The sequence below is a fragment of the Miltoncostaea oceani genome (genome assembly GCF_018141545.1).
Taxonomy (GTDB): Bacteria; Actinomycetota; Thermoleophilia; order Miltoncostaeales; family Miltoncostaeaceae; genus Miltoncostaea; species Miltoncostaea oceani.
Map to the genome: position 1 here is coordinate 3,640,834 of NZ_CP064356.1, position 21,350 is coordinate 3,662,183.

Below are 21,350 nucleotides of genomic sequence, written 5' to 3' on the forward strand. Positions count from 1 at the left end.
GCCCGTCGTGGGGCACCCGGCACCCACCCCGGCGGCGGGGTCAGTCATGCGGGTGGACGGCGCCCGGGCGGCGGGGGCGGGTGAACGCCGGCCGCGGGCGGCGGGGGCGCGAGCTGCCCCCGCCGAGGCCGCGCTTGGCGACGAGCACGCACAGCGACCAGATGCACGCGACGACGAGGACGCCGAGCACGAGGCCCGTCGCGCCGCGCGCGCCGGTGGCGGCCGTCTCGGCGAGGTACCAGACCGCGAACGGCGTGCCGGTGTCGAGGAGGCCCGCCATGGAGACGATCAGCGCGAGCACCGGCAGCACCGCGACGAACGCCAGGCCCGCGAGGTGCCACGGGCGGCGGGCGGCGGTCGCGAGCAGCGCCGCGTGGGCGGCGGGCAGCGCGAGGACCAGCGCGTAGGGGCTGAGGACCCACATCACGAGCAGCAGGACGGCGAGGGCCGCGAGGGCCGCGGTGCCCTCCGCGGCGGGCGCGGTGGGACGCCGGGCGGCGCGGCGGCGCACCACGACCCACGTCAGGACCGCGGCGCCGAGGGAGATCACCACGGCCAGGCCGGCGAGGGCGCCGAAGCGCGCCTGCGCGGGGATCGGCGGCGACCCGGCCGCGGTGCCGGGCAGCAGGCCGCCGAGCACCAGCAGGTGGGCGGTGACCAGACCGGCGACGATCGGCAGGCTGCGGCGGCCCACGGCGCGCAGGCCGTCCACGAGCGGGACACGGGCGCGCCGCTGGCGGGCGACGATGTCGAGCGTCAGGACCAGCACCGGCAGGATCAGCAGCAGCAGCGCGAGGCGGGCGATGGTGGGGCGCAGCGTCCGGTCGGCGACGAGCAGGCTGCCGTCCGCCGCCGGGGCGGTCGTCTGGTCGAGCACGTTCAGCAGGTCGTTGGCCGCGTTCGACACGAGCTCCATGCGCTCCGCGGTCGGGGGCCTCCCCGGCCGCAACGGCGACTCGGAGCGCCCGGAGAGCGTCACCGCCGGGAGGCCCGCCGCGATCGCGGCGCCCTGGTCGCCGAAGGTCTGGGGCACGCCGAGCCGCAGGAGCTGACCGGTCAGCGACCGCGTCGCGGACGCCCGTCCCCCGGCGCGCTCGATGGACGCCTCCGCCATCGCCGCGAGGCCGAGGGCGTGCCGGTCGGTGCGTCCCGCGTCCCAGATGTGGACCCGGTCGCCGGTGGTCTCCCCGGGCGCGTCGAGCACGATCGCGGCGGACAGGGGGAACGCCGAGAAGCGGCTGAGGAACCAACGCATGCCGGCGTTGCCGACGGTCGACCCGTCAACCGAGACGAACAGGTGGGGCCGTTGGTGGCGGGTGGTCGCCGACACCTGGGCCATCCGCAGCAGGACCGCCGTGGAGCTGGTGCCGGCGCTGACGCCCGAGGGGGTGTCGCGCGGCGCGACGACGACGATGCCGGCGCGGGCCCGCCCGGTGCCGCGCCCCGGCACGACGAGGTAGACGTTCTGCAGCCGGACCGTCTCGCGGCCGCTGCGGGCCTCGAGGTCCTGGGTCTGCACCCGGCCCGCGCCGCCCGGCACCTGCGACAGCTGGTCCTGCACCCACCGCGCCGCCGCGAGGTCGGGCGCGGAGCCCGGCGGGCGCTCCGGGGCGATGCCGGCGAGCTGCCCGTTCAGGTCCAGCGCGAGTTGCCCGTCGATCGTCGACGGGAGCGCCGGCTCCGGCCCCCGGTCGGGGGTCTCGAGGGTCAGGAGCGCGACCACGAGGGCGACGCCCGCGACCAGCCAGCAGGTGCGATAGAGGCGGGCGTTCAGCACGGTGCGCGACCGCCGTGGGCCCGGCGGCTGGGGGTAGAGTGTGGCACGTCCTCCCATGCGACGGGCGCGGAGACCCCCGTGGACTACGCCGACGACGATCGGGACACCTACATCCTGTCCGACCCGGCCCCGGCCGGTGGAACCGAGACGGAGGCGCGCGTGAGCCGGGACAGGGACGACGGCACGAGGGGCGGCGGGGCGTGAGCACGCGACGGGCGCCACTGATCCTGGTCTCCAACCGCGGGCCCGTGGGGTTCACCCGTGGCGACGACGGCGAGCTCGGGCGCACCCGTGGCGGAGGCGGCCTGGTGACCGCCCTGCTCGGCCTGGTGGAGCACACCCCGGCGCTGTGGGTGTCGGCCGCGAGCACCGACGCCGACATCGAGGTGGCCGAGGAGGCCGGGGGCGGGCGGTTCCCGCTGCCGGGGCTCGGCAACGACACCCAGGGCCGGTTCGTGGTGATCGACCCCGACGTCTACCACGCGTACTACAACGTCATCGCGAACCCGATGCTGTGGTTCATCCAGCACTACCTCTGGGACCTGAGCAACGCCCCGGACATCCGGCGCGAGGAGCTCGACGCCTGGGAGCACGGCTACGTCGTCGCGAACCAGGCGTTCGCCGACGCCGTCGTCGCCGAGCTCGACGACGACCCGGACCGGGTCGTGATGCTCCACGACTACCACCTGTACACGGCCCCCGAGGCGATCCGCGCCGCCCACCCCGACGCGTTCCTGCACCACTTCGTGCACATCCCGTGGAGCCAGCCGGACTACTGGCGGATCCTGCCGCCGCACATCCGCGAGGGCATCCTCCGCGGCCTGCTCGCCAACGACATCGTCGCGTTCCACACCCGCAGCTACGCCCGCAACTTCATGCTCTGCTGCGAGGAGCTGCTCGACCTGCGGGTCGACTACGACCGGCGCCTGGTGCGCTGGGAGGGCCGGGACGTCTGGGTGCGCTCCTACCCGATCTCGGTCAACGCCCCGATGTTCGAGACGCTCGCGAAGAGCCCCGAGGTGGCGGAGGAGGAGGGCGCGATCCTGCGCCGGCGCCGCCAGCACCTCGTCGTCCGGGTCGACCGCACCGACCTCTCGAAGAACACCCTCCGCGGCTTCAAGGCGTACGACGTCTTCCTCGACCGCCACCCCGAGTTCCACGAGGACATCACGTTCTTCGCGTTGCTCCAGCCCACCCGGCAGGACGTGGACGAGTACGTCGAGTACCTCGACAAGATCCGCGACGTGGTGAGCCACATCAACACCAAGCACGGCACCACCGACTGGATGCCGATCAGCCTGCGGATCGAGAGCAACATCCACCGCGCCGTCGCCGCCTACAAGCACTACGACGTGCTGATCGTGAACCCGATCTTCGACGGCATGAACCTGATCGCGAAGGAGGCGCCGCTCGTCAACGAACGGGACGGCGTGATGATCCTCTCCGAGAACGCCGGCGCCCACGAGGAGCTCGGCTCGTTCGCGATCACGATCAACCCCTTCGACGTGGACGCCCAGGCCGAGGCGCTGCACCAGGCGCTGCTGATGCCCGCCGACGAACGCGCCTTCCGGCTCCAGGAGATCAAGCGGATCGTCCGCGAGAACGACGTCGGCAAGTGGCTCGACGCCCAGCAGGAGGACATCGCCCGCAAGCGCACCGCCGACCGGCGGCGGCGGCGGAGGGCAGAGGCGTGAGCGACGCCGGGGGCGGGCTCACCCACCTCGACGCGGCCGGGCGGGCGCGGATGGTGGGCGTCGGGCACAAGCCCCCGGTGGTGCGCCGGGCGGTGGCCGAGGCCGTCGTGCGGATGGCGCCCGCCAGCGCCCGGGCGATGTCCGACGGCGAGCTGCCGAAGGGCGACGCGGCGGCGGTCGCGCGGGTCACCGGGATCCTGGCGGCGAAGCGCACCCCCGACCTGATCGCGCTGTGCCATCCGCTGCCGATCGACCGGGCGGCGGTGGACGTCGCGGTGGACGTCGACGCCGGGGAGGTGCGCATACGCGCGGAGGTCGAGACGACGGCCCGCACCGGGGTCGAGATGGAGGCCCTGACGGCGGTGTCGGTCGCCGCGCTGAACGTCTACGACATGGTGAAGGGCATCGACACGGGCGTCGTAATCGACGGGGTCCGCCTCCTCGAGAAGACGAAGGGCGCGCCGCCGTCGCCGTGACCCCACGGGTCGCCATCGTCACCGTGTCGGACCGGTCCGCGCGCGGCGAGCGGGAGGACCGCTCCGGCCCGGCGCTGGCGGAGGCCGTCGCGGCCGGGGGCGGCGAGGTGGTGCGCCGCGACCTCGTCCCCGACGACCCCGACGGGCTGTCGGACCTGCTGCGGGAGATCTGCGACGGCCCCGACGCCCCCGACGTGGTCCTGACGACCGGTGGCACCGGCCTCGGGCCCCGCGACCGCACCCCCGAGGCGACCGCCGCGGCCTGCGACCGGATGGTCCCCGGCATCGCCGAGGCGCTCCGGGCCCGGTCGGTCGCGGTGACGCCCCACGCCGTCCTCTCCCGCGGCGTCGCCGGGGTGCGCGGCAGGACGCTCGTCGTGAACCTGCCGGGGTCCCCGGGCGGCGCCCGCGACGGGTGGGACGTCGTCGGACCCGTCGCCGCCCACGCCGCCTCCCAGCTCCGCGGCGGCGACCACTAGCCACCCGCGGCCGTTGGACCCCCCCGGGCCGGGGAGTAGGTTGCCCGCCATGTCGGAGCCCGCCCGTCTGGAGCTGTCGGCGATGGGCGCGGTGCGCCCGCCCGCCGGCGCCGCCGTCGCGGCCGCCCAGCGCCGCGAGCAGCAGGGCTTCGACGCCGTCTGGTGGGCGGACCACCTGCTCCACTGGTTCCCGGACAGCATCTGGACCCCCGACCTCGTCCCCCAGGCCGCCGCCGGGCAGACGAGCCCGCACGTCTGGTTCGACCCCGTCCCCGTGATCGCCGCCGTCGCCGGGGCGACCCGCGAGATGCGCCTCGGGATCGGCGTCACCGACATGGTGCGCCGCCACCCGGCCTCGCTCGCGCAGACGGCGCTGACCCTCGACCACCTGACGGGCGGGCGCTTCGTGCTCGGCGTCGGGTCGGGCGAGGCGCTGAACCTGACGCCCTTCGGGATGACGAACGAGCGGCCCCTCTCCCGCCTGGAGGAGGGCATCGAGGTGATGCGCCTGCTGATGGAGGCCGACGGCCCCGTCGACCACCGCGGCGAGCACTTCCGCCTGGAGGGCGCCTCGCTCGGCCTCGGTCCCGTCGGCGACGCGCCCCCGCCGATCTGGGTCGCGGCCCACCGGCCGCGCGGCCTCGGCGCGGTGGGCAGGCTCGCCGACGGGTGGCTGCCGCTCGCGACCGACCCCGGCGACTACGGCGCCATGCTCGACCGCGTCCGCGCGGCGGCCGCCGCGGCGGGGCGCGACCGCGACGCCGTCGTCCCCGGCCTCTACGCCCGCGTCGTGGTGGCCGAGACGCGGGAGGACGCCCTCGCCGCGATCGACGGGTCGCTGCTGCTGCGGTTCATCGCCCTGACCCGGTCCGCCGAGGCGTTCGCCGCGCACGGCGCGGAGCACCCCCTCGGATCCGGCGCGTTCGGCCTCACGACGTTCCTGCCGACGACCCTCGGTCGGGAGGACGCGCTGCGGCTCGCCCGCGCCGTGCCCGACGCCGTCGTGCGGGACACCGTCATCCACGGCACGCCCGACGACGTCGCGGCGACGGTGCTGCGGTTCGTCGACCGCGGCGCCCGCCACGTGCAGCTCACGAACATGACGCCGATGGCCGATCCCGGGCGGGCCGCGACCAGCGAGGCCCTCCTCGCCGACACGGTGGCCGCCCTGCGGACCGGGGCGGCGACGCCGGAGTGACCCGCCGGACCCCGACGGCCCTCGCCCTGGCCGCGGTCGCGGCCCTGGCGGCGGCCACCCCCGCCGCCGGCGCGTCGCGCACCATCACCCTCGAGGGGTGGCCGGCCCGCGAGATGGCGTTCAGCGGCGACCACCTGGTGTGGACGGAGGCCGCCACCGTGCGCGTCGACCCGCGGCGGATCGCGGGGTCGCCGCCGGGGGCCGTGCGGTTCGACTACTACCGGGCCGAGACCTCCCGGGTGCGCCTCGCCGCCCGCTCGACCCGCTTCGCGGGCGCATACGAGACCCCCGTCTCGGTGCGCACCAGCATCGCCGCGATGACGCCCGGGGTCCTGGCCCCGACCGGTGGCGGGGGCTTCGTGACGGTCCCCGGCTCCCGGCGGTTCGCCCCCCCGGTGGCGCGCTGCTGCGACGCCGACGGCATCGAGACGGTCGTGGAGAGCGACGGCCGCGACGGCGCACCGGTGACCGTCGCCGCGACGGCGCTCGGCGACGTGGTGCGCACCGTCCGCCTCGGGGCGGGCGGCGCCGCCACCGTCCGCGACGCCGACCTCGCGAGCGGCGCCGTCACCGACACCCCCGTCCCCGGCACGACCCGCGCCGGCCTCGTGGCCCTGTCGGCGACCGCACGGGCCTGGGTCGACCCGGCCGCCCCCGCGACGCTGCTGCTGCAGCCCACCGGTGGAGCCGCCCCCGAGGCCGTCGCGCTGCCCGGCGCGGCCCTGCGCGTGTGGGCCGCCCCCGGCCTCGCCGTCGTCGCCGTCCGGCGGGGCGCGCGGGTGCTGGTGGTGCGCGTCGACGAGGGGGCGGCCCCCCGGGCGCAGCGGGTGTGGGCCGGCGCCCGGCTCCCGCGCGTCGCCGCCGGAGGGGGCAGCGTGGCCGTCGCCGACGGGCGCGCCGTGCTCGCCGCGCGGCGCGGCGCGCTGCGGGTCGTCGTGCGCGGCCGGCGGGTCGTCGACGCCGTCGGGGTCGACGGCGCCCGGGTCGCCTGGGTCGAGCGGGGCCAGCGCCGCGGGGCGCGGGTCGGCGTCGTCCGGCTCGGGAGGGTCCGGTGAGGCGCCTGCTGCTCGCCCTCGCGGTGCTCGCCGGCCTCGCCGCGCCCGCCGCCGGCGCCCCGATCCTCTCGTTGCAGGACGACAACCTCGTCAACGTCCGCGGCCCCGAGCTCGAGGCGCGCCTCGACGCGCTCGCCGCGACCGGGGTGCGGGTCACCCGCGTCGACGTGCTGTGGCGCGTCGTCGCCCCCACCCGGCCCGCCGACGCCCGGAACCCCGACGACCCCGCGTACGACTGGGGCCGCTACGACCAGATCGCCCGCGGGCTGCGGGCACGTGGCATCGCGATGATGCTCGACTTCTACCTCACCCCCGCGTGGGCGTCCCGCAGCGGGGAGGGGACCGCCGCGCCGCGCCCGGCCGACGGCGCCCGCTTCGCCGCAGCGATCGCGCGCCGCTACTCGGGGTCCCACCCCGACCCCCTCGGCGGCACGCTGCCCCCCGCCCGCAGCATCGAGATCTGGAACGAGCCCAACCTGCCCGGGTTCTGGATGCCGCAGTGCCGCTCCCGCGGGGGCCGCGCCGCCCTCGTCTCGCCGCGCGTCTACGCCGCGCTCCTCGCCGCGAGCTACCGGGAGATCAAGGCCGTCGCGCCCCGCATCGAGGTCGTCGGCGGCGTCGCCGGGCCCGCCGGGCGGTCGCCCACCACCTGCCCGAAGGACGGCCGCGCCGCCGTCGGCAGCCTCGACTTCGCCCGCCTCGTGGCCGACGAGGGGCCGCCGCTCGACGCGTGGAGCCTGCATCTCTACCCTCTCGGTGGCCCGCTCCAGGCCTTCTTCGTGCCCTCCTGGAGCACCCTCCCCCGGGTCGTCCGGCAGGTGGATAGGCTTCGCCCGGGCGCACCGATCCACGTCACGGAGACGGGGTACCACACGTCGTACAACCGCTTTCACCGCTACTTCGTGAGCGAGGCGCAGCAGGCCGCGTGGGTCGATGAGACCGTGCAGGCCGCCGCGCGGAACCCGCGCGTCCAGGTCGTGACCTGGTTCAACTTCCAGGACAACCCGCGGTGGACCGGCGGCCTCCTGCGAGGCGACGGGTCGCGCAAGCCCTCGTACGACCGCTTCACCGTCCAGGCCGGCCTCAACCCGCCGCCGGCGGGGTGGGCCCCGTGAGCGCGGAGGCCCCCGGCGGGGACCGCCTCGACGACGTCCAGGCGTACTACGACCGGCTCGCGCCGCGGCTCGTCGCCGTCGAGAGCCGCAACTGGCACCTGCAGTCGCGGATGGCGCTCAACCTGGAGACGATCGACGAGTTCGTGGTGCGCCCCGGCGGCCCCGGCGCCCGCCCGCGGGTGCTCGACGTCGGCTGCGGCACCGGCTTCTTGCTCGAGCGGCTCGCCGAGCGCGGCTACGCGGGGATCGGGGTCGACCTGTCCCCCGAGTCCGTCGAGCACGCCACCCGGCGGCTGGAGGAGATCGGCGCCGCCGACCGGCTGACCGCGGTCGTCGGCAGCGCCTACGAGCCGCCCGAGGGCCCGTTCGACCTGATCGCCCTCACCGACGTGCTCGAGCACCTCGAGGACCCGCGGGCGTGCCTGCGCGCCCTGCGGGCCCAGCTCGCGCCGACCGGCCTGCTCGTGATCTCGACGCCGAACCGGCGCAGCCTCTCCGGCGCGCGGCGGTGGGCGGCCGAGCACGGCGTCCCCGGCATCAGGCTGAACCTGGCGCCGATCGACAACTGGCAGACGTGGACCGACCTGGAGGGCCACGCCGCCGCCGCGGGGATGGTGCCCGTGTCGCGGCGCGGCATCTTCTTCCGCCCCGGCGGGCGCATCGGGTCGCAGATCGGGCGCCTGTACCGCTTCTCCGGTCCCCGCCGCGCGGAGCTCGCCGCGTCGCGGACGCCGCTCGGGCGCTTCGGCTTCTACATCTGCCTGGGGTTCCGGGCACTCTGACCGCCGCCCGCCGATGAGCCCCACCGCCCCCGCGGGCCGCGGGCGGCGCAGGGTCGTCGCCGCGGCGATGCTCGCCCTGTTCGTCGCCGCGCTCGGGATCTTCCTGCTCCCGTTCGCGTTCCCGACGCCGCCGCCGATCGTGACGCGCTTCCAGGCGACGCTGCTGTTCAGCCCGAACGCCGACGGGCGCCGCGACGCCGCCGTCATCGGGGTGCGGCTCAGCGAGGCCAGCAACGTCACGATCGAGATCCAGGACGACGGGGAGCCCGTCATCCGCCTGCTCGACGCCGCCCTGCGCCCCACCGGGTTCTCCACCACCGAGTGGGACGGCCTCGACGCCGCCGGCCGGCGCGTCCCCGACGGCACCTACGCGATCAAGCTCCGCGTCACCGCCGGCGAGAAGAAGTTCAACACGACCCGCAACATCGTGATCGACACGACCGCGCCGCGGCCGAGCGTGCTGCAGGTCGTCTCGGCCACCCGCTCCGACCCGGGGCCCGGCGAGTGCCGCGTCACGATCGGCTCGGCCGACAACGCCTCGATGCTGCTCGAGGCCGTCGCCGCCGACGGCCGGGGCGACGCCCTTCGGCGCCTCGGTCCGCGGCCGATCCGCGCCGACACCCCCCAGCGCTGGAACTGGGACGGGATCGACGGGGACGGCGAGCGGGTCGACCCGGGCGCCTACATCATCCGCGCCTCCCTCTTCGACGCGGCGCGCAACCGCGTCGTCCGCGAGCGGACGTGCTGGGTCGGGTTCATGGCCGGCACCGCCCGCCCCGCGCGCCCCGCCCCGCGCGACCGCGTCGGCGTGACGCTGCGCGAGAGCGACGGCACCGCCATCCCCGCCTCCACGCCCGTGTCGCTGGTGCTGCGCCGCCGGACCGCCGTGCCCGGCGGCGCCGCCGGCTACCCGCTGGGCGACCAGGTCGGACCCGGGGCGCGCGGACCCGCCGGCACCGTCCGGGTGCGGGTCCCCCCCGGCGTCAACCCGCGTGCCCTCTGGCTGGTGGCGACGACGCTCGACGGACGCGCCAGCGCACTCATCGACCTCGGGGGCCCCGGATGACCGAGGGCGCGATGGAGGTCGCGGCGGTCGCCGCGGCCCTCGGCGCCGCCGGGCTGCTGCTGCCCGGGCGCCTGTTGCGGCCCGAGGCGCAGCGCGCCGCCGCGCTCGCCCTGCTGATCGGGGCGTGGGGGTTCCTGCTCGCGTTCCTCGTGCCGGGCGACGACGCCCGCGACGCGCTCGACCGCCTCGCCTCGCCGGCCGCCGGCGGCGCCGCCCTCGTGGCGCTCGTCGTGGCCGTCGTCCTCGTCGTCGTCGGCGTCCGCGCCATCGTGGCGCGGCCGACGGTGTGGTTCGTGCTGCTCGGCATCGCCCTGCCGATCCGGGTGCCCGTCTCGGTCGGGAGCCTCGAGGCCAACCTGCTGCTGCCCCTCTACGCCGTCATCCTGCTCGGCGTCGTCGCATGGGTCTGGGCGCGGGTGCGCGGGCGCGTCGGCCCCGCCGCGGAGACGCCGCCGTCGCTCGCGGTGACCCTCGGCCTGTTCGTGCCGTTCGTCCTCGCGTCGGCCGTCTGGAGCGCCGACCCCGACGAGGCGGCGATCAAGGCGGCCTTCTTCTACGTGCCGTTCACGATCCTCTTCGTGATCGCGTCGGCGTGGTGGCCGCACGCCCGCGCCCTCGCCGCCCTCGCCGTCACGACGATCGCCGGCGGCGTGATCGCCGCGGGTGTCGCCCTCTGGCAGTACGGCACCCAGGAGATCTGGTGGAACGCGACGCTGCAGCAGGCGAACGTCTACAGCCGCTTCTTCCGGGTGAACGGGATCTTCTTCGACCCGAACATCCTCGGCCGGTACCTCGCCATCGGGATCCTGGCGTGCATCGCCCTGGCCTGGGTGCGCTCGCGCCGGGGCGAGCTGGTCGCGCTCGCCGCCGCGGTGCTGATCATGACCGCCGCCCTCGCCGTCACGTTCTCGCGCTCCAGCACCCTCATGCTGATGGTCGGCCTCGTGCTGCTCGCGGTCCGCGCCGTCGGCCCCCGGCGGGCGATCCTCACCGGCCTGCTGGTGCTGGTCGTGGCGGGTGGCGCCGCCCTCGCCACGAGCGACAACGTCCGGAGCGCGGCCACCGACTACGACCGCCTCGAACGGGTCAGCGAGGGGCGCTTCGACCTGATGCGCGGCGGCCTCACGATCTGGCGCGAGGAGCCCGTCATCGGGACCGGCCTCGGCGGCTTCGAGACGCGCTTCGAGGAGACGCTCACCCCCACCGAGCAGCGCCGCGTCCGCGTCGTCATCTCCCACAACACCCCCGTCACCGTGCTGAGCGAGCAGGGCGTCATCGGCTTCGCCCTGTTCCTGGCCCTCCTGGTCGGCGCCGGCTGGGCGGTCGTGCGCGGCTCGCGGGACCAGGGCGAGGTGGGCTGGGCACGGTGGACGCTGGCGGCGATGATGGCGGGCATCGTGGTCCACAGCCTGCTGTACGCCGCGCTCTTCGAGGACCCGTTCATCTGGGTCGCCGCCGCCGGCGGCGCCGCGCTCGCGGCCGCCCCGCGCCTGCGGGCCGACGCGTCGCCCCCCGCACCGGACGCCGCCGGCGCGACGGCGACGATGCCCGCCGCGACATGAGCCTCCGCGTCCTCTGCCTCAGCAACATGTGGCCGGGGCCCGCGGACCCGGACTACGGGGCGTTCGTCGAGGACATGTGCCGCGCGCTGACCGACCGCGGCATGACCGTCGACCCCGTCGTGATCGACACCCGCGCGCACGGAGCCCTGCGCACCCCCGCCAAGTACGGGGGGCTGCTGGCGCGGGCCGCCCGCCACGCCCGGCGGGCCGACGTGATCTACGCCCACTACCTGTTCCCGACGGCCGCGGTGGCGGCGGCGGCGGGGCGGGCGGCCGGGATCCCCTGGGTCGTCACCGCCCACGGCCAGGACGTCCGCAACCTCGACCGGCCCGCGGTCCGCCGCGCCACGGCGGGTCCCCTGCGGGGCGCCGCGGAGGTGATCGCCGTCAGCGAGCACCTCGCCGGCGGCCTGCGCGACTCCGGCCTCGAGCTGCCACCGCTGAGCGTCATCGACATGGGCGTCGACACCGACCGCTTCCGCCCCGGCGACCGGGACGTCGCGCGGGCCTGGCTCGGCCTGCCGGCCGGGGTGCCGCTGGTGCTGAGCGTCGGCGGGCTCACGGAGCGCAAGAACCCCCTGGGGCTGCTGCAGGCGTTCGCGCGGGTGCGGGCCGCCCGCCCCGACGCGGTCCTCGCGATGGTCGGCGACGGACCCCTCGCCGCCGCGGTCGACTCGGGCGCCCGGCGCCTCGGCGTCGCCGACGCCCTCGTACGTCCCGGGGCGCTCCCCCACGCCGAGGTCGCCGACTGGATGGCGGCCTGCGACGTCCTCGCGATCGTCAGCCGCGTGGAGCCCCTCGGCGTCGCGGCCCTGGAGGCCATGGCCAGCGGCCGGCCGGTGGTCGCCACCCGGGAGGGCGGCACCCGCGAGGTCGTCCCCGACCCCGCCGCCGGGCGCGTGGTGGACCCCCTCGACCCCGTCGCGGTCGGCGCCGCCATCCTCGAACTGCTGGACGACCCGCCCGACCCCGCCGCCTGCCGCGCCGCCGCCGAGGCGCACGCGCTGCCGGTGCAGGCGGGACGGGTCGCGGAGATCCTCACCCGCGTCGCGGAGGCCGCCCGCCCCTGATCGGCGGGGGCGGTCGCCCCCTGCGCTACGCTCCCCGGCCGATGCCGACGACCGATGCCCCCGCCCGGCCCGCGGGCTCACGGGCGGGCCCGGACCCGGCCGCCGTCGCCCTGCTGCTCGGGGTGGTGGTCGCCGGCGCCCTCGCCGTGTGGCAGCCCCTCGTGGGCATCGGCCTCGGGCTGGTGATCCTGATCGCCACCCTCCTGCGCGACGTCCCCGTCGGACGGGTCGCGCCGGTGCTGGTCGTGCTCACCGCCCTCGCCGCGATCGGCGGCCCCAACCTCGCCGCCCCCCCGGCGCCGGGCGTGTTCCTGTTCCGGATCCTCATCGTGCTGCTGGGGCTCGGCGTCGTCGGCTACCTGCTGATGGACGGGCGGCTCGCGCTGCCCGCGGCGCTGCCGCGCCCCGCCGGGATCCTGGGCGTGCTGCTGCTGTGGAGCGCCCTCTCGATCGGGTGGGCGACCGACACGCTCGCCGGCCTGCGCTGGACGTCGTTCATGGCGATGATGGGCGGCCTCGCGATCGCGATCGCGATCCTCTGCGGCGACCGGCGGCGCGCACGGATCCTGCTGTGGGCCCTGCTCGGGGCGTTCGCCGTGGCCTGCCTCGTCGCCGTCGCCGAGGTCCTCACCGGCATGCACCTGCCGACGTTCCGGTCGGGCGTCGAGAACCGCGGCGGCCTCATCGGCGTCGGATCGCTGTTCGGCAACCAGAACAACTTCGCGACGTTCCTCAGCCTGAGCCTGCCGTACTTCGCCGCGCTCCCCGTCGTCTTCCGCGACGTCCGGATCCGCGCCCTCGGGATCGCCGGCGCGGGCACCTGCCTCATCCTGATCCTGCTGACCGGCAGCAAGTCCGGGCTCGCGTCCGCCGGCCTGGTGGTGCTCGGCCTGCTCCTGCTGGTCGGCACGGACCGGGGCAGCCGCGGGCGCCTCGTCGTCGCGGCGGCGATCGCCGGCCTCGCGGTCGCGCTCGTGGTGCCGGCCGTGCTCGGCGGGGGGCCGGTGTCGCTCGACGAGCGGACCGTCACCAAGCTCGACTTCGGCGTCCTGATCGAGCAGTTCCAGAGCGGCGGCGGGTCGGGGGCCGTCCGCGGGACGCTGCTGAGCGACGGGCTCGCGATCGTCGCCGACACCGACGGCCTCGGCGTGGGCGCCGGCAACGCCGAGGTGCGGGTCCGCTCCCTCGCCGAGTTCCCCGGGGTCGCGAACCTCCACAACTGGTGGCTCGAGGTCCTCGTGAACCTCGGCGTCGTCGGCTTCGCCCTCTACCTCGCGTTCTTCCTGACGCTGCTGCGGGGCCAGGCGCGCGCCGCGCGCCGTGCGCGCGACCCGTTCGTGCGGTACATGTGCCTGGCCGGCGCGCTCGCGCTGACCGGATGGATCATCGGGAGCGTGGGTCCGTCCACCGCGATCCACTACGCCCCGATGTGGATCGTCTTCGGCCTCGGCATGGGTGCGCTCGTGCTCGCCCGCCGCGAGGCCCCGCCCGCCGCCCCGGAGGTGCCCCCGTCCGCGTCCTGATGCTGAGCCACATGTACCCGAGCGCCGTGAACTGGACGGCCGGGATCTTCGTGCACGAGCAGGTCCGCGCCCTCGTGCGCCGCGGCCACGACGTGCGGGTCGTCTCGCCGACGGGGTGGGCCCCGCCGCTGCTGCCGCGCTGGCGGGACTTCCGCCGCGTGCCCGGGGTCGACACGTTCCAGGGCGTCCCCGTCCTCTACCCGCGCAAGCTCACGCTGCCCGGCGCCCGCCTCGGGCACCGCAACGGCGACGCGATGCTGTGGTCGATCGCGAAGCCCCTGCGGACGATCCACGAGCGCTGGCCGTTCGACGTCATCCACGCGCAGATGCTGGTGCCCGACGGGTGGGCGGCGGCCCGCATGGGGGCGTCCCTGCGCGTCCCCGTCGTCGCGACCGCCCACCGCGCCGACGTCCTCGACGTCCCCGCCCGCGGCGCCGCGAGCCGCGCCCAGGTGGCCGAGGCCGTGGAGTCGATCGACCAGGTCTGCGCCGTCAGCGCCGCGATCGGGCGGGCGGCCGAGGACCTCGCCACGCCACGCCGCCCCGTGCAGGTGGTGCCGAACGGCGCCGACACCACGGTGTTCACGCCCCGGCCGATGGCGGAGGCGCGGTCGCGCCTCGGGCTGCCGGCCGACGGCCCGATCGTCACCTACGTCGGCAAGCTCGTGCCCCGCAAGGGCGTCGACACGCTGATCGAGGCCATGGGCCTGCTGGCCCGCCGCGACGGCGGCGCGCCGCTGCTCGTCGCGGGCGGGATCGGGCCGATGCGCGAGGACCTCGAGCGCCGGGCCGCGGAGCTCGGCGTCGCCGACCGGGTGCGCTTGGTCGGGAAGATCGCCCACGACGACGTCGGCTGGTGGATGTCGGCGGGCGACGTCTTCGTGCTCCCCTCCCTCAGCGAGGGGCTCCCCACCGTCGTGTGCGAGGCGATGAACTGCGGCCGGGCGGTCGTGGCGACCGCGGTCGACGGCACGCCCGAGATCGTGCGCGACGGCGAGACGGGCCTGCTGGTGCCCCCGCGCGACGCCGGCGCCCTGGCGGACGCCCTCGGGCGGGTGCTCGGGGAGCCGGGGCTGGCGGAGCGCATGGGCGAGGAGGCGCTGCGGATCGGCCGGGAGCTCTACACCTGGGACGCGAACGCGCAGCGCATGACCGCGCTCTACGAGGAGGTCACCTCGTGAGCGGGTCCTCGCCCCCCGCGATCGTGCTGCAGGCCTCCGGGCCGAACGCGCTCGGCATCATCCGCAGCCTCGCGCGGGCCGGGGTGCGGGTGCTGGCCGCCGACCACGACCCGCGCGCCCTCGGCCTGCTGTCGCGGTACGCGGAGGCCGTGCCGATGGCCGACCCCCTCACCGAGCCCGACCGGTTCCTGCAGGACCTCCTCGCGCTCGGCCGGGGCCGCGGGGCGGGGGGAGTCCTGTTCCCCACCCACGACGAGGCGATCGCGACGATCGGGCCGCACGAGGCCGACGTCGACGCGGTCCTCCGCCGCCCCTGGAGCCCGTGGGAGGTGATGCAGCGGATCATCGACAAGGGGCACCAGCACGCCACAGCACGCCGCATCGGGTTCCCCGTGCCCGCCACGATCGAGCCCGGCGAGGGCGACGACGTGCCGTCCCTCGTCGCGGACGCCGGGCTGCGCTTCCCCGTGGTGCTGAAGCCCCGGTACGCCCCCGAGTTCCGGCGGCGCTTCCGCGTGCAGGTGATGGAGGCCCACGACGCGAACGGGCTGCGCCGGGCGTGGGAGCTCGCCGCGCCGTACCGGCCGCAGGTCTCCGAGGTCATCCCGGGGGGCGACGACGCCCTCTGGTCGCTCGGCAGCTACCGCGCCGCCGACGGCCGGGTGCTGGCGAGCTTCACGGGGCGCAAGCTGCGCCAGTGGCCGCCGCGGTTCGGCACGGCGCGGTCGGCGGAGGCGCGGTGGGACCCGGGCCTCGCGGAGCGTGGGCACGCCCTGCTCGACGCGCTGGGGTTCCACGGCATCTCGCAGGTCGAGGTGAAGCGCGACCCGCGCGACGGCCGCGACAACCTCATCGAGGTCAACCCGCGGTCGTGGCTGTGGGTGGGCCTCGCGACCCGGTCGGGGGTCAACCTGCCGTACGCCTGCTGGCGCGACGCCGTCGGCCACCCGACGACGTGGCCCGACGGCCACCGCGACGGCTGGCGGTGGTTCCTCGCCGGCAAGCACCTCGCCGGCAGCGTGCGGGAGATCCGGCGCGGCGAGTGGGGCGCCGCGGCGTTCGCCGCGACGATGCGCCCGCCGATCGTGGAGGGCGTCATCGACGTGCGCGACCCCCGCCCCGCGATGGCCCTCTACGGCCGCCACCTGCGGAGGGCGCGTGGCTGACCTGCGGATCCGCATCGACGGGTGCCGGCCGTCCTTCGTCCCCCGCGCCCGGTGGGTGCTGGAGACGCTGGCCGAGGGGATGGACCGCGTCCCCGTGCACGTCGACGGGCCCGCGGACCTCGTCTACGCCCCGGACGCGCCCGCCGAGGGGGTCTGGATCCCCGCCGACCCGGCGGCCCAGGCGTTCTTCGACGGCGACGGGGCGTTCCCGGCGATCGCGGTGCACCGGGCGCGCGACCTGACGCTCCTGTTCGCCCCGACCCACCCGGGGGAGCCCGTGCCGGGCGACCTGGTGGCGAGCGCCTTCTACCTGCTGGCCCGCTGGGACGAGCTGCGCATCGCCGAGCGCGACCGCTTCGGCCGGCTCCCCCTCGCGGCGAGCGCGTTCGGCCGGATCGCCGGGCTGTCGCTCGAGGACCCGCCCGTCGAGGGCTACCTGCAGGCGCTGCGGGCGGCGCTGCGGATCGCCCCGCCGACCACGTGGGGCGTCGCCCTCACCCACGACATCGACCGCATCCGGAGGCGCACCCCGAAGGGCCTCGCCGGCATCGCCCGGCGGCGGGGGCCGCGGGGCGTCGCCGCCGTGCTCGCCGGCCCCGACCCGTGGGACAACGTGCCCGACCTGCTCGAGGCGGCGTGGCAGCGGGGCGCGCGCCCGACGGTCTTCCTGATCGGCCGCAACGCGCACCCCCTCGACGGGACGCCGCGCCGCGTCTACGAGCGGGAGCGGGCGGCGATCGCGGCGGCCGTGCGCGCCGCGGGCGCCGAGGTGGGGCTGCACGGCGCGTTCGCCTCCTCCGAGGACGGCGCGGCCCTCGCGGCCGAGCTCGCCGGGCTGCGGGCCGAGGTCGGCGCGCCCGTCGACGGCGTGCGGATGCACTACCTGCGCTTCCGGTACCACGAGACGGTGCGGTGGCTCGAGGCGGCGGGCGCCCGGTACGACTCCAGCCTCGGCTTCAGCGAGGCGCCCGGGTTCGCCGCCGGGATCGCCCGCCCCTTCCGCCCGTACCTGGTGGGCGAGGAGCGCCCGGCGCGGCTGCACCTGCTGCCGCTCGCGGTCATGGACACGACGCTGCACTCCCACCTCGGCCTCGACGCCGCCGAGGCGGGCGCACGGGCGCTGGACGTGCTCGACCGCGTGCGGGTCGCCGGCGGGCGGGCGGCGCTGCTGTGGCACAACACGTACCTCGCCGACGACCGCGCACCCGGCTACGGGCCGCTGTGGGGCGACCTGCTCGACGAGCTGCTGCGCCGCGGCGCGGTGCTCGGACCCGCCGGTGAGCCCGCGCCGCCCGCCCCCGGCGCCCGGCTCGACGGGCGCCGCGTCGTCCACCTGACGAGCGTCCACCGCCCCCGCGACGTGCGGATCTTCCACAAGGAGGCCGCCGCGGCGGCGGCGGCCGGGGCGCGGGCGTGGGTGGCGGCGCCCGCCACGCCGATCCCGCGGAACCGGCGCCTCGCGGCGGGGTGGCGACTCGCCCGGGCCGCGCGGGCCCACGACGCCGACGTCTACCACGTCCACGACCCGGAGCTGCTGCCGGCGGCCCTTTGGCTGGCCCGCACCGGCGGGGCGCCGGTCGTCTACGACGTCCACGAGTACCTGGGGCAGACGACGCGCACCAAGCGGTGGCTGCCGGGTCCGCTGCGGCGTCCCCTCGCCCTGGCGGTGGAGCGCGCCGAACGGTGGGCGGCCGGCCGCCTCGACGGCGTGGTCACGGCCAACGAGGACCTCGCGGCGCGGTTCGCCGCCGCCGGCGCGCACGCCGCCGCGGTCACGAACTCCCCCTGGTCCGGCGCGTTCCCCGCCCCGGAGCCGATGCCCGACGCGCCGGTGGTGCTCTACGTCGGGGGCATCGGGCCCCTGCGGGGCATCGACGTGATGCGGGACGCCTTCGCGCGGGTGGGGACGCCGGGCGCGCGCCTGGTGCTCGCCGGACCGGGCGACCCCGGCGCGATGCCCGACGGCGTGACCGCGCTCGGACGCGTCGACCACTCCGCCGTGCCGGGACTGCTCGCCGGCTGCCGCGTCGCGTGGATCCCGCTGCAGCGCCACGGCAACTACGATCGCGCGGTGCCGACCAAGCTCGTCGAGGCGATGGCCGCCGGTCGGCCCGTGGTGGCGTCCGACCTCGGGCGCATGGGCGCCATGGTGCGCGCCGCGGGGTGCGGCCTCGTGGTGCCCCCCGGCGACGCCGCGGCCCACGCCGAGGCGCTCGACCGCCTGCTCGGCGACCCGGACCTCGCCGCGCGCTTGGGGGCGGCGGGCCGCGCCGCCTTCGTGGACGGCCTCGGCTTCGAGTCGCAGGCGCGCGCCCTGACCACGCTCTACGCCGGGGTGCTGCGCCCGTGAGCACGATCGCCTACGTCTCGCAGTACTTCGTCAGCGCCGACCAGCCGGGGGGCGTCCGCCACTGGCAGCACACCCGCGCCCTCGCCCGCGCCGGCCACCGGGTGAGCGTCATCACCTCCTACGTGCAGCACAAGGAGCGGACGATCCCCGAGCGGTACGCGGGGAGGCGGGTCGTGCACGAGGTCGAGGACGGCCTCGACGTGTGGCGCACCTACTCCACCCCCGGGTACGGCCGCGACCTGCGGTCCCGCGTGGCGAGCTACGGCACGTTCGCCTGGTGGTCGGCGATCGCCTCGGCCCGCACGCCCCGCCCCGACGTGGTGGTGGCCTCGTCGCCGTCGCTGCCGTCCGCCGCCGCCGCCGCCGCGATGGCCGCCGCCCGCGGCGCGCGGTTCGTGCTGGAGGTCCGGGATCTGTGGCCCGACTCGGCGATCGCGATGGGCCTCGTCAACGACGCCCGCACCATCGCCGTCGCCCGGCGCCTCGAGGCCTACTGCTACCGGCGCGCCGACCGCATCGTCGCGCTCACGGAGGGCATCCGCGACGGGATGATCGAGCTCGGCGTCAGCCCCGCGAAGATCACCCTGATCACCAACGGCGTGGACCTGGAGATCGGCGCCGACCCCGTGCCCGCGGCGGCCCCGGTGCCCGACGACGCGTTCGTGGCGATGTACGTCGGCGCCCACGGCACGTACAGCTCGCTGGAGACGGTGCTCGACGCCGCCGACCGGCTGCGGGACCTGCCCCGCGCCCGCGTCGTCCTCGTCGGCGGTGGGGACCGCAAGCCCGCCCTGGTCGAGGAGGCCGCCGCGCGTGGCCTCGACAACGTCGTGTTCATCGACCCGGTGCCGAAGCGCGAGGTGACCGCGTGGCTCGCCCGCGCCGACGTCTGCCTGCTGCCGTACCAGGACAACCCGCTCTTCGCGGGCGCCCTCCCCAACAAGGCGTTCGACTACCTCGGTGCGGCGCGGCCGATCATCGCCGCCGCCCCCGCCGGTGAGCTGACCCGCATGGTCGAGCGGGCCGGGTGCGGGGTCGCCGTCCCCCCGGAGGACGGCGCCGCCCTCGCGGAGGCCATCCGCCGGCTCGCCGTCGACCCGGAGGGCGCCCGCCGCATGGGGGCCGCCGGCCGCGCGTACGCCCTGGAGCACTACGACCGCGCCGCCCTGGCCGCGCGGTTCGTCGCGGTGGTCGAGTCGCTTGCCTGAGGGGGCGGTGGAGCCGGTCGGGGGCCGCGCGAAGCGCGCGCTCGACCTCGCCGTGGCCATCCCCGTGACGCTCGCCCTGTCGCCGCTGCTCGCCGGCATCGCCCTCTGGGTGCGCCGCGACTCGCCCGGCCCCGCGTTCTTCCGCCAGGAGCGCATCGGCTTCGCCGGGCGGCCCTTCCGGGTGCTGAAGTTCCGCACGATGGTCGTCGGCGCCGAGGGGATGGGCGCCGGCCTGGCCGTGACCGACGGCGACAGCCGCATCACCCGGGCGGGGGCGGTGCTGCGCCGCCTCTCGCTCGACGAGCTCCCCCAGCTCTGGAACATCCTGACCGGCGACATGAGCCTCGTCGGACCCCGTCCGACGGTCGCGTCGCAGGTGGAGCGCTACGACGACCGCCAGCGGCGGCGCCTCCTGGCCCGCCCCGGCCTGACGGGACTCGCCCAGGTGAGCGGCCGCAACGCCATCCCGTGGTCGCAGCGCATCGAGATCGACATCGACTACATCGAGCGGTGGAGCATGCGCCGCGACCTCCTCGTCCTCGCGCGGACCGCCCTCGTGGTCCTCGGGCGCGAGGGCACCTACAAGGGCCCGCGCGGCGGGTTCGACCTCCCACCCGGACCCGGAGCCGCAGATGGCTGAAGTCAACGTCCTGCTGACCTGCGCGGGACAGCGCGTGGACATCGTCCGCGCGTTCCGCGCCGCGCTCGCCGCGGGACCCCATTCGGGACGCGTCGTCGTCAGCGACCTCGACCCCCTCTCGCCCGCGCTCTTCGAGGCCGACCTCGTCATCGAGCTGCCGCCGGTCGACGACCCCGGATACGGCGACGCGGTCGCCGCCGCCTGCCGCCGCGAGGGGATCCGGGCCGTGCTGCCGCTCACCGACCTCGACCCCGTCGTGCTGGCGCGGGCCGCCCCCGCGATCCGCGCGGCCGGGGCCGTGCCGTTCCTGCCGTCGCCGGAGGTCGCCCTCGGGTGCCAGGACAAGTGGGAGTGCCACCTGCTGCTGCAGAAGGTCGGCCTGCCCTCCCCCCCGACGTGGCTGCCGGGCGAGGTCGACGTCGCCGACCTGCCGTTCCCCGTGCTGATCAAGCCGCGCCTCGGGTTCGCGGGCCGGCACATCCACCGCTGCGCCGACCCCCGCGAGCTCGAGTTCTTCCTCGGCTACAGCCCCGCGGAGAGCGTCATCCAGCAGGCGCTCCCCGGCCTCGAGTTCAGCATCGACTGCCTCGGCGACCTCGACGGGCGGGCCCTCGGCGCGGTCCCGCGGGCGATGCTGCAGAGCAAGGGCGGGGAGCAGATCAAGGGCGAGACCCTCGACGACCCCCAGCTCGTCGAGCTCGGCGCCTCGACCGTCGAGGGCCTCGGCCTGGCGGGCCCGAGCACAGTCCAGTGCTTCCGCGACGACGGGCGGATCCTCGGCATCACCGACATCAACACGCGCTTCGGCGGCGGCTTCCCGCTGCCGCAGGCCGCCGGGGCCGGCTACCCCCGCATGATCGTCGGGATCGCGGCCGGGGAGCGGCCGGAGCCGCGCCTCGGCGCCCACACGCCGGGGGTGGTGATGACGCGCTACCTCGACCAGACGATCCTCACGCGGGACCCGGGCGGGCTCGTCCCCCTCCCCCCGGTGCTCTAAGGTCCGCCGTC

General features: G+C 76.7%; 18 protein-coding genes. 17 read left to right on the top strand and 1 reads right to left on the bottom strand.

Annotated features, from left to right (window positions below; all coding sequences use genetic code 11):
• Positions 1-40: 40 nt before the first annotated feature.
• Entirely contained in the window at positions 41-1,777 is a 1,737-nt protein-coding gene (locus IU369_RS18555; protein WP_217922471.1) for a zinc-binding metallopeptidase family protein, read from the bottom strand.
• A gap of 200 nt (positions 1,778-1,977) precedes the next feature.
• On the opposite strand from IU369_RS18555, the gene IU369_RS18560 reads away from it, so the two are divergent.
• The 17 genes from IU369_RS18560 to IU369_RS18640 are packed head-to-tail and all read left to right on the top strand — an operon-like array spanning position 1,978 to position 21,339.
• Complete coding sequence (locus IU369_RS18560; RefSeq protein WP_217922472.1) at positions 1,978-3,471, top strand: alpha,alpha-trehalose-phosphate synthase (UDP-forming); 1,494 nt, start codon at positions 1,978-1,980, stop codon at positions 3,469-3,471.
• Positions 3,468-3,947, top strand: a complete 480-nt coding sequence (gene moaC, locus IU369_RS18565) for a cyclic pyranopterin monophosphate synthase MoaC (protein WP_246551311.1) — start codon at positions 3,468-3,470, stop codon at positions 3,945-3,947. Before IU369_RS18560 ends, moaC begins: the two co-directional genes overlap by 4 nt.
• Positions 3,944-4,426, top strand: coding sequence for a MogA/MoaB family molybdenum cofactor biosynthesis protein (locus IU369_RS18570; protein WP_217922473.1), 483 nt, complete (start codon positions 3,944-3,946; stop codon positions 4,424-4,426). The genes moaC and IU369_RS18570 overlap by 4 nt, the downstream gene beginning before the upstream one ends.
• 49 nt (positions 4,427-4,475) lie before the next feature.
• On the top strand, positions 4,476-5,624 hold the full coding sequence (locus tag IU369_RS18575) for an LLM class flavin-dependent oxidoreductase (protein ID WP_217922474.1): 1,149 nt from the start codon (positions 4,476-4,478) through the stop codon (positions 5,622-5,624).
• Positions 5,621-6,679, top strand: a complete 1,059-nt coding sequence (locus IU369_RS18580; RefSeq protein WP_217922475.1) for a hypothetical protein — start codon at positions 5,621-5,623, stop codon at positions 6,677-6,679. Before IU369_RS18575 ends, IU369_RS18580 begins: the two co-directional genes overlap by 4 nt.
• Positions 6,676-7,794 (top strand): hypothetical protein, encoded by a 1,119-nt coding sequence (locus IU369_RS18585; protein ID WP_217922476.1) that lies wholly within the window; start codon positions 6,676-6,678, stop codon positions 7,792-7,794. The genes IU369_RS18580 and IU369_RS18585 overlap by 4 nt, the downstream gene beginning before the upstream one ends.
• Positions 7,791-8,576, top strand: a complete 786-nt coding sequence (locus IU369_RS18590; protein ID WP_217922477.1) for a class I SAM-dependent methyltransferase — start codon at positions 7,791-7,793, stop codon at positions 8,574-8,576. Before IU369_RS18585 ends, IU369_RS18590 begins: the two co-directional genes overlap by 4 nt.
• A gap of 13 nt (positions 8,577-8,589) precedes the next feature.
• Positions 8,590-9,642, top strand: coding sequence for a FlgD immunoglobulin-like domain containing protein (locus IU369_RS18595; protein ID WP_217922478.1), 1,053 nt, complete (start codon positions 8,590-8,592; stop codon positions 9,640-9,642).
• Positions 9,639-11,204: an O-antigen ligase family protein gene (locus tag IU369_RS18600; RefSeq protein ID WP_217922479.1), complete on the top strand. Its 1,566-nt coding sequence runs from the start codon at positions 9,639-9,641 to the stop codon at positions 11,202-11,204. The genes IU369_RS18595 and IU369_RS18600 overlap by 4 nt, the downstream gene beginning before the upstream one ends.
• Positions 11,201-12,274 (top strand): glycosyltransferase, encoded by a 1,074-nt coding sequence (locus IU369_RS18605; RefSeq protein ID WP_217922480.1) that lies wholly within the window; start codon positions 11,201-11,203, stop codon positions 12,272-12,274. The genes IU369_RS18600 and IU369_RS18605 overlap by 4 nt, the downstream gene beginning before the upstream one ends.
• 41 nt (positions 12,275-12,315) lie before the next feature.
• Positions 12,316-13,797 carry an O-antigen ligase family protein gene (locus IU369_RS18610; RefSeq protein WP_217922481.1) on the top strand — a complete coding sequence of 494 codons (1,482 nt, stop codon included), beginning with the start codon at positions 12,316-12,318 and terminating at the stop codon, positions 13,795-13,797.
• Between the two features lie 11 nt (positions 13,798-13,808).
• Entirely contained in the window at positions 13,809-14,978 is a 1,170-nt protein-coding gene (locus tag IU369_RS18615; protein WP_217922482.1) for a glycosyltransferase family 4 protein, read from the top strand.
• Positions 14,975-16,144, top strand: a complete 1,170-nt coding sequence (locus IU369_RS18620) for a carboxylate--amine ligase (protein ID WP_217922483.1) — start codon at positions 14,975-14,977, stop codon at positions 16,142-16,144. The genes IU369_RS18615 and IU369_RS18620 overlap by 4 nt, the downstream gene beginning before the upstream one ends.
• Complete coding sequence (locus IU369_RS18625) at positions 16,137-18,494, top strand: glycosyltransferase (protein ID WP_217922484.1); 2,358 nt, start codon at positions 16,137-16,139, stop codon at positions 18,492-18,494. The genes IU369_RS18620 and IU369_RS18625 overlap by 8 nt, the downstream gene beginning before the upstream one ends.
• Positions 18,491-19,702: a glycosyltransferase family 4 protein gene (locus IU369_RS18630; RefSeq protein WP_217922485.1), complete on the top strand. Its 1,212-nt coding sequence runs from the start codon at positions 18,491-18,493 to the stop codon at positions 19,700-19,702. The genes IU369_RS18625 and IU369_RS18630 overlap by 4 nt, the downstream gene beginning before the upstream one ends.
• Positions 19,703-19,709: 7 nt before the next feature.
• Positions 19,710-20,342, top strand: a complete 633-nt coding sequence (locus IU369_RS18635) for a sugar transferase (protein WP_217922486.1) — start codon at positions 19,710-19,712, stop codon at positions 20,340-20,342.
• Positions 20,335-21,339, top strand: a complete 1,005-nt coding sequence (locus tag IU369_RS18640; RefSeq protein WP_217922487.1) for an ATP-grasp domain-containing protein — start codon at positions 20,335-20,337, stop codon at positions 21,337-21,339. The genes IU369_RS18635 and IU369_RS18640 overlap by 8 nt, the downstream gene beginning before the upstream one ends.
• Positions 21,340-21,350: the final 11 nt, after the last annotated feature.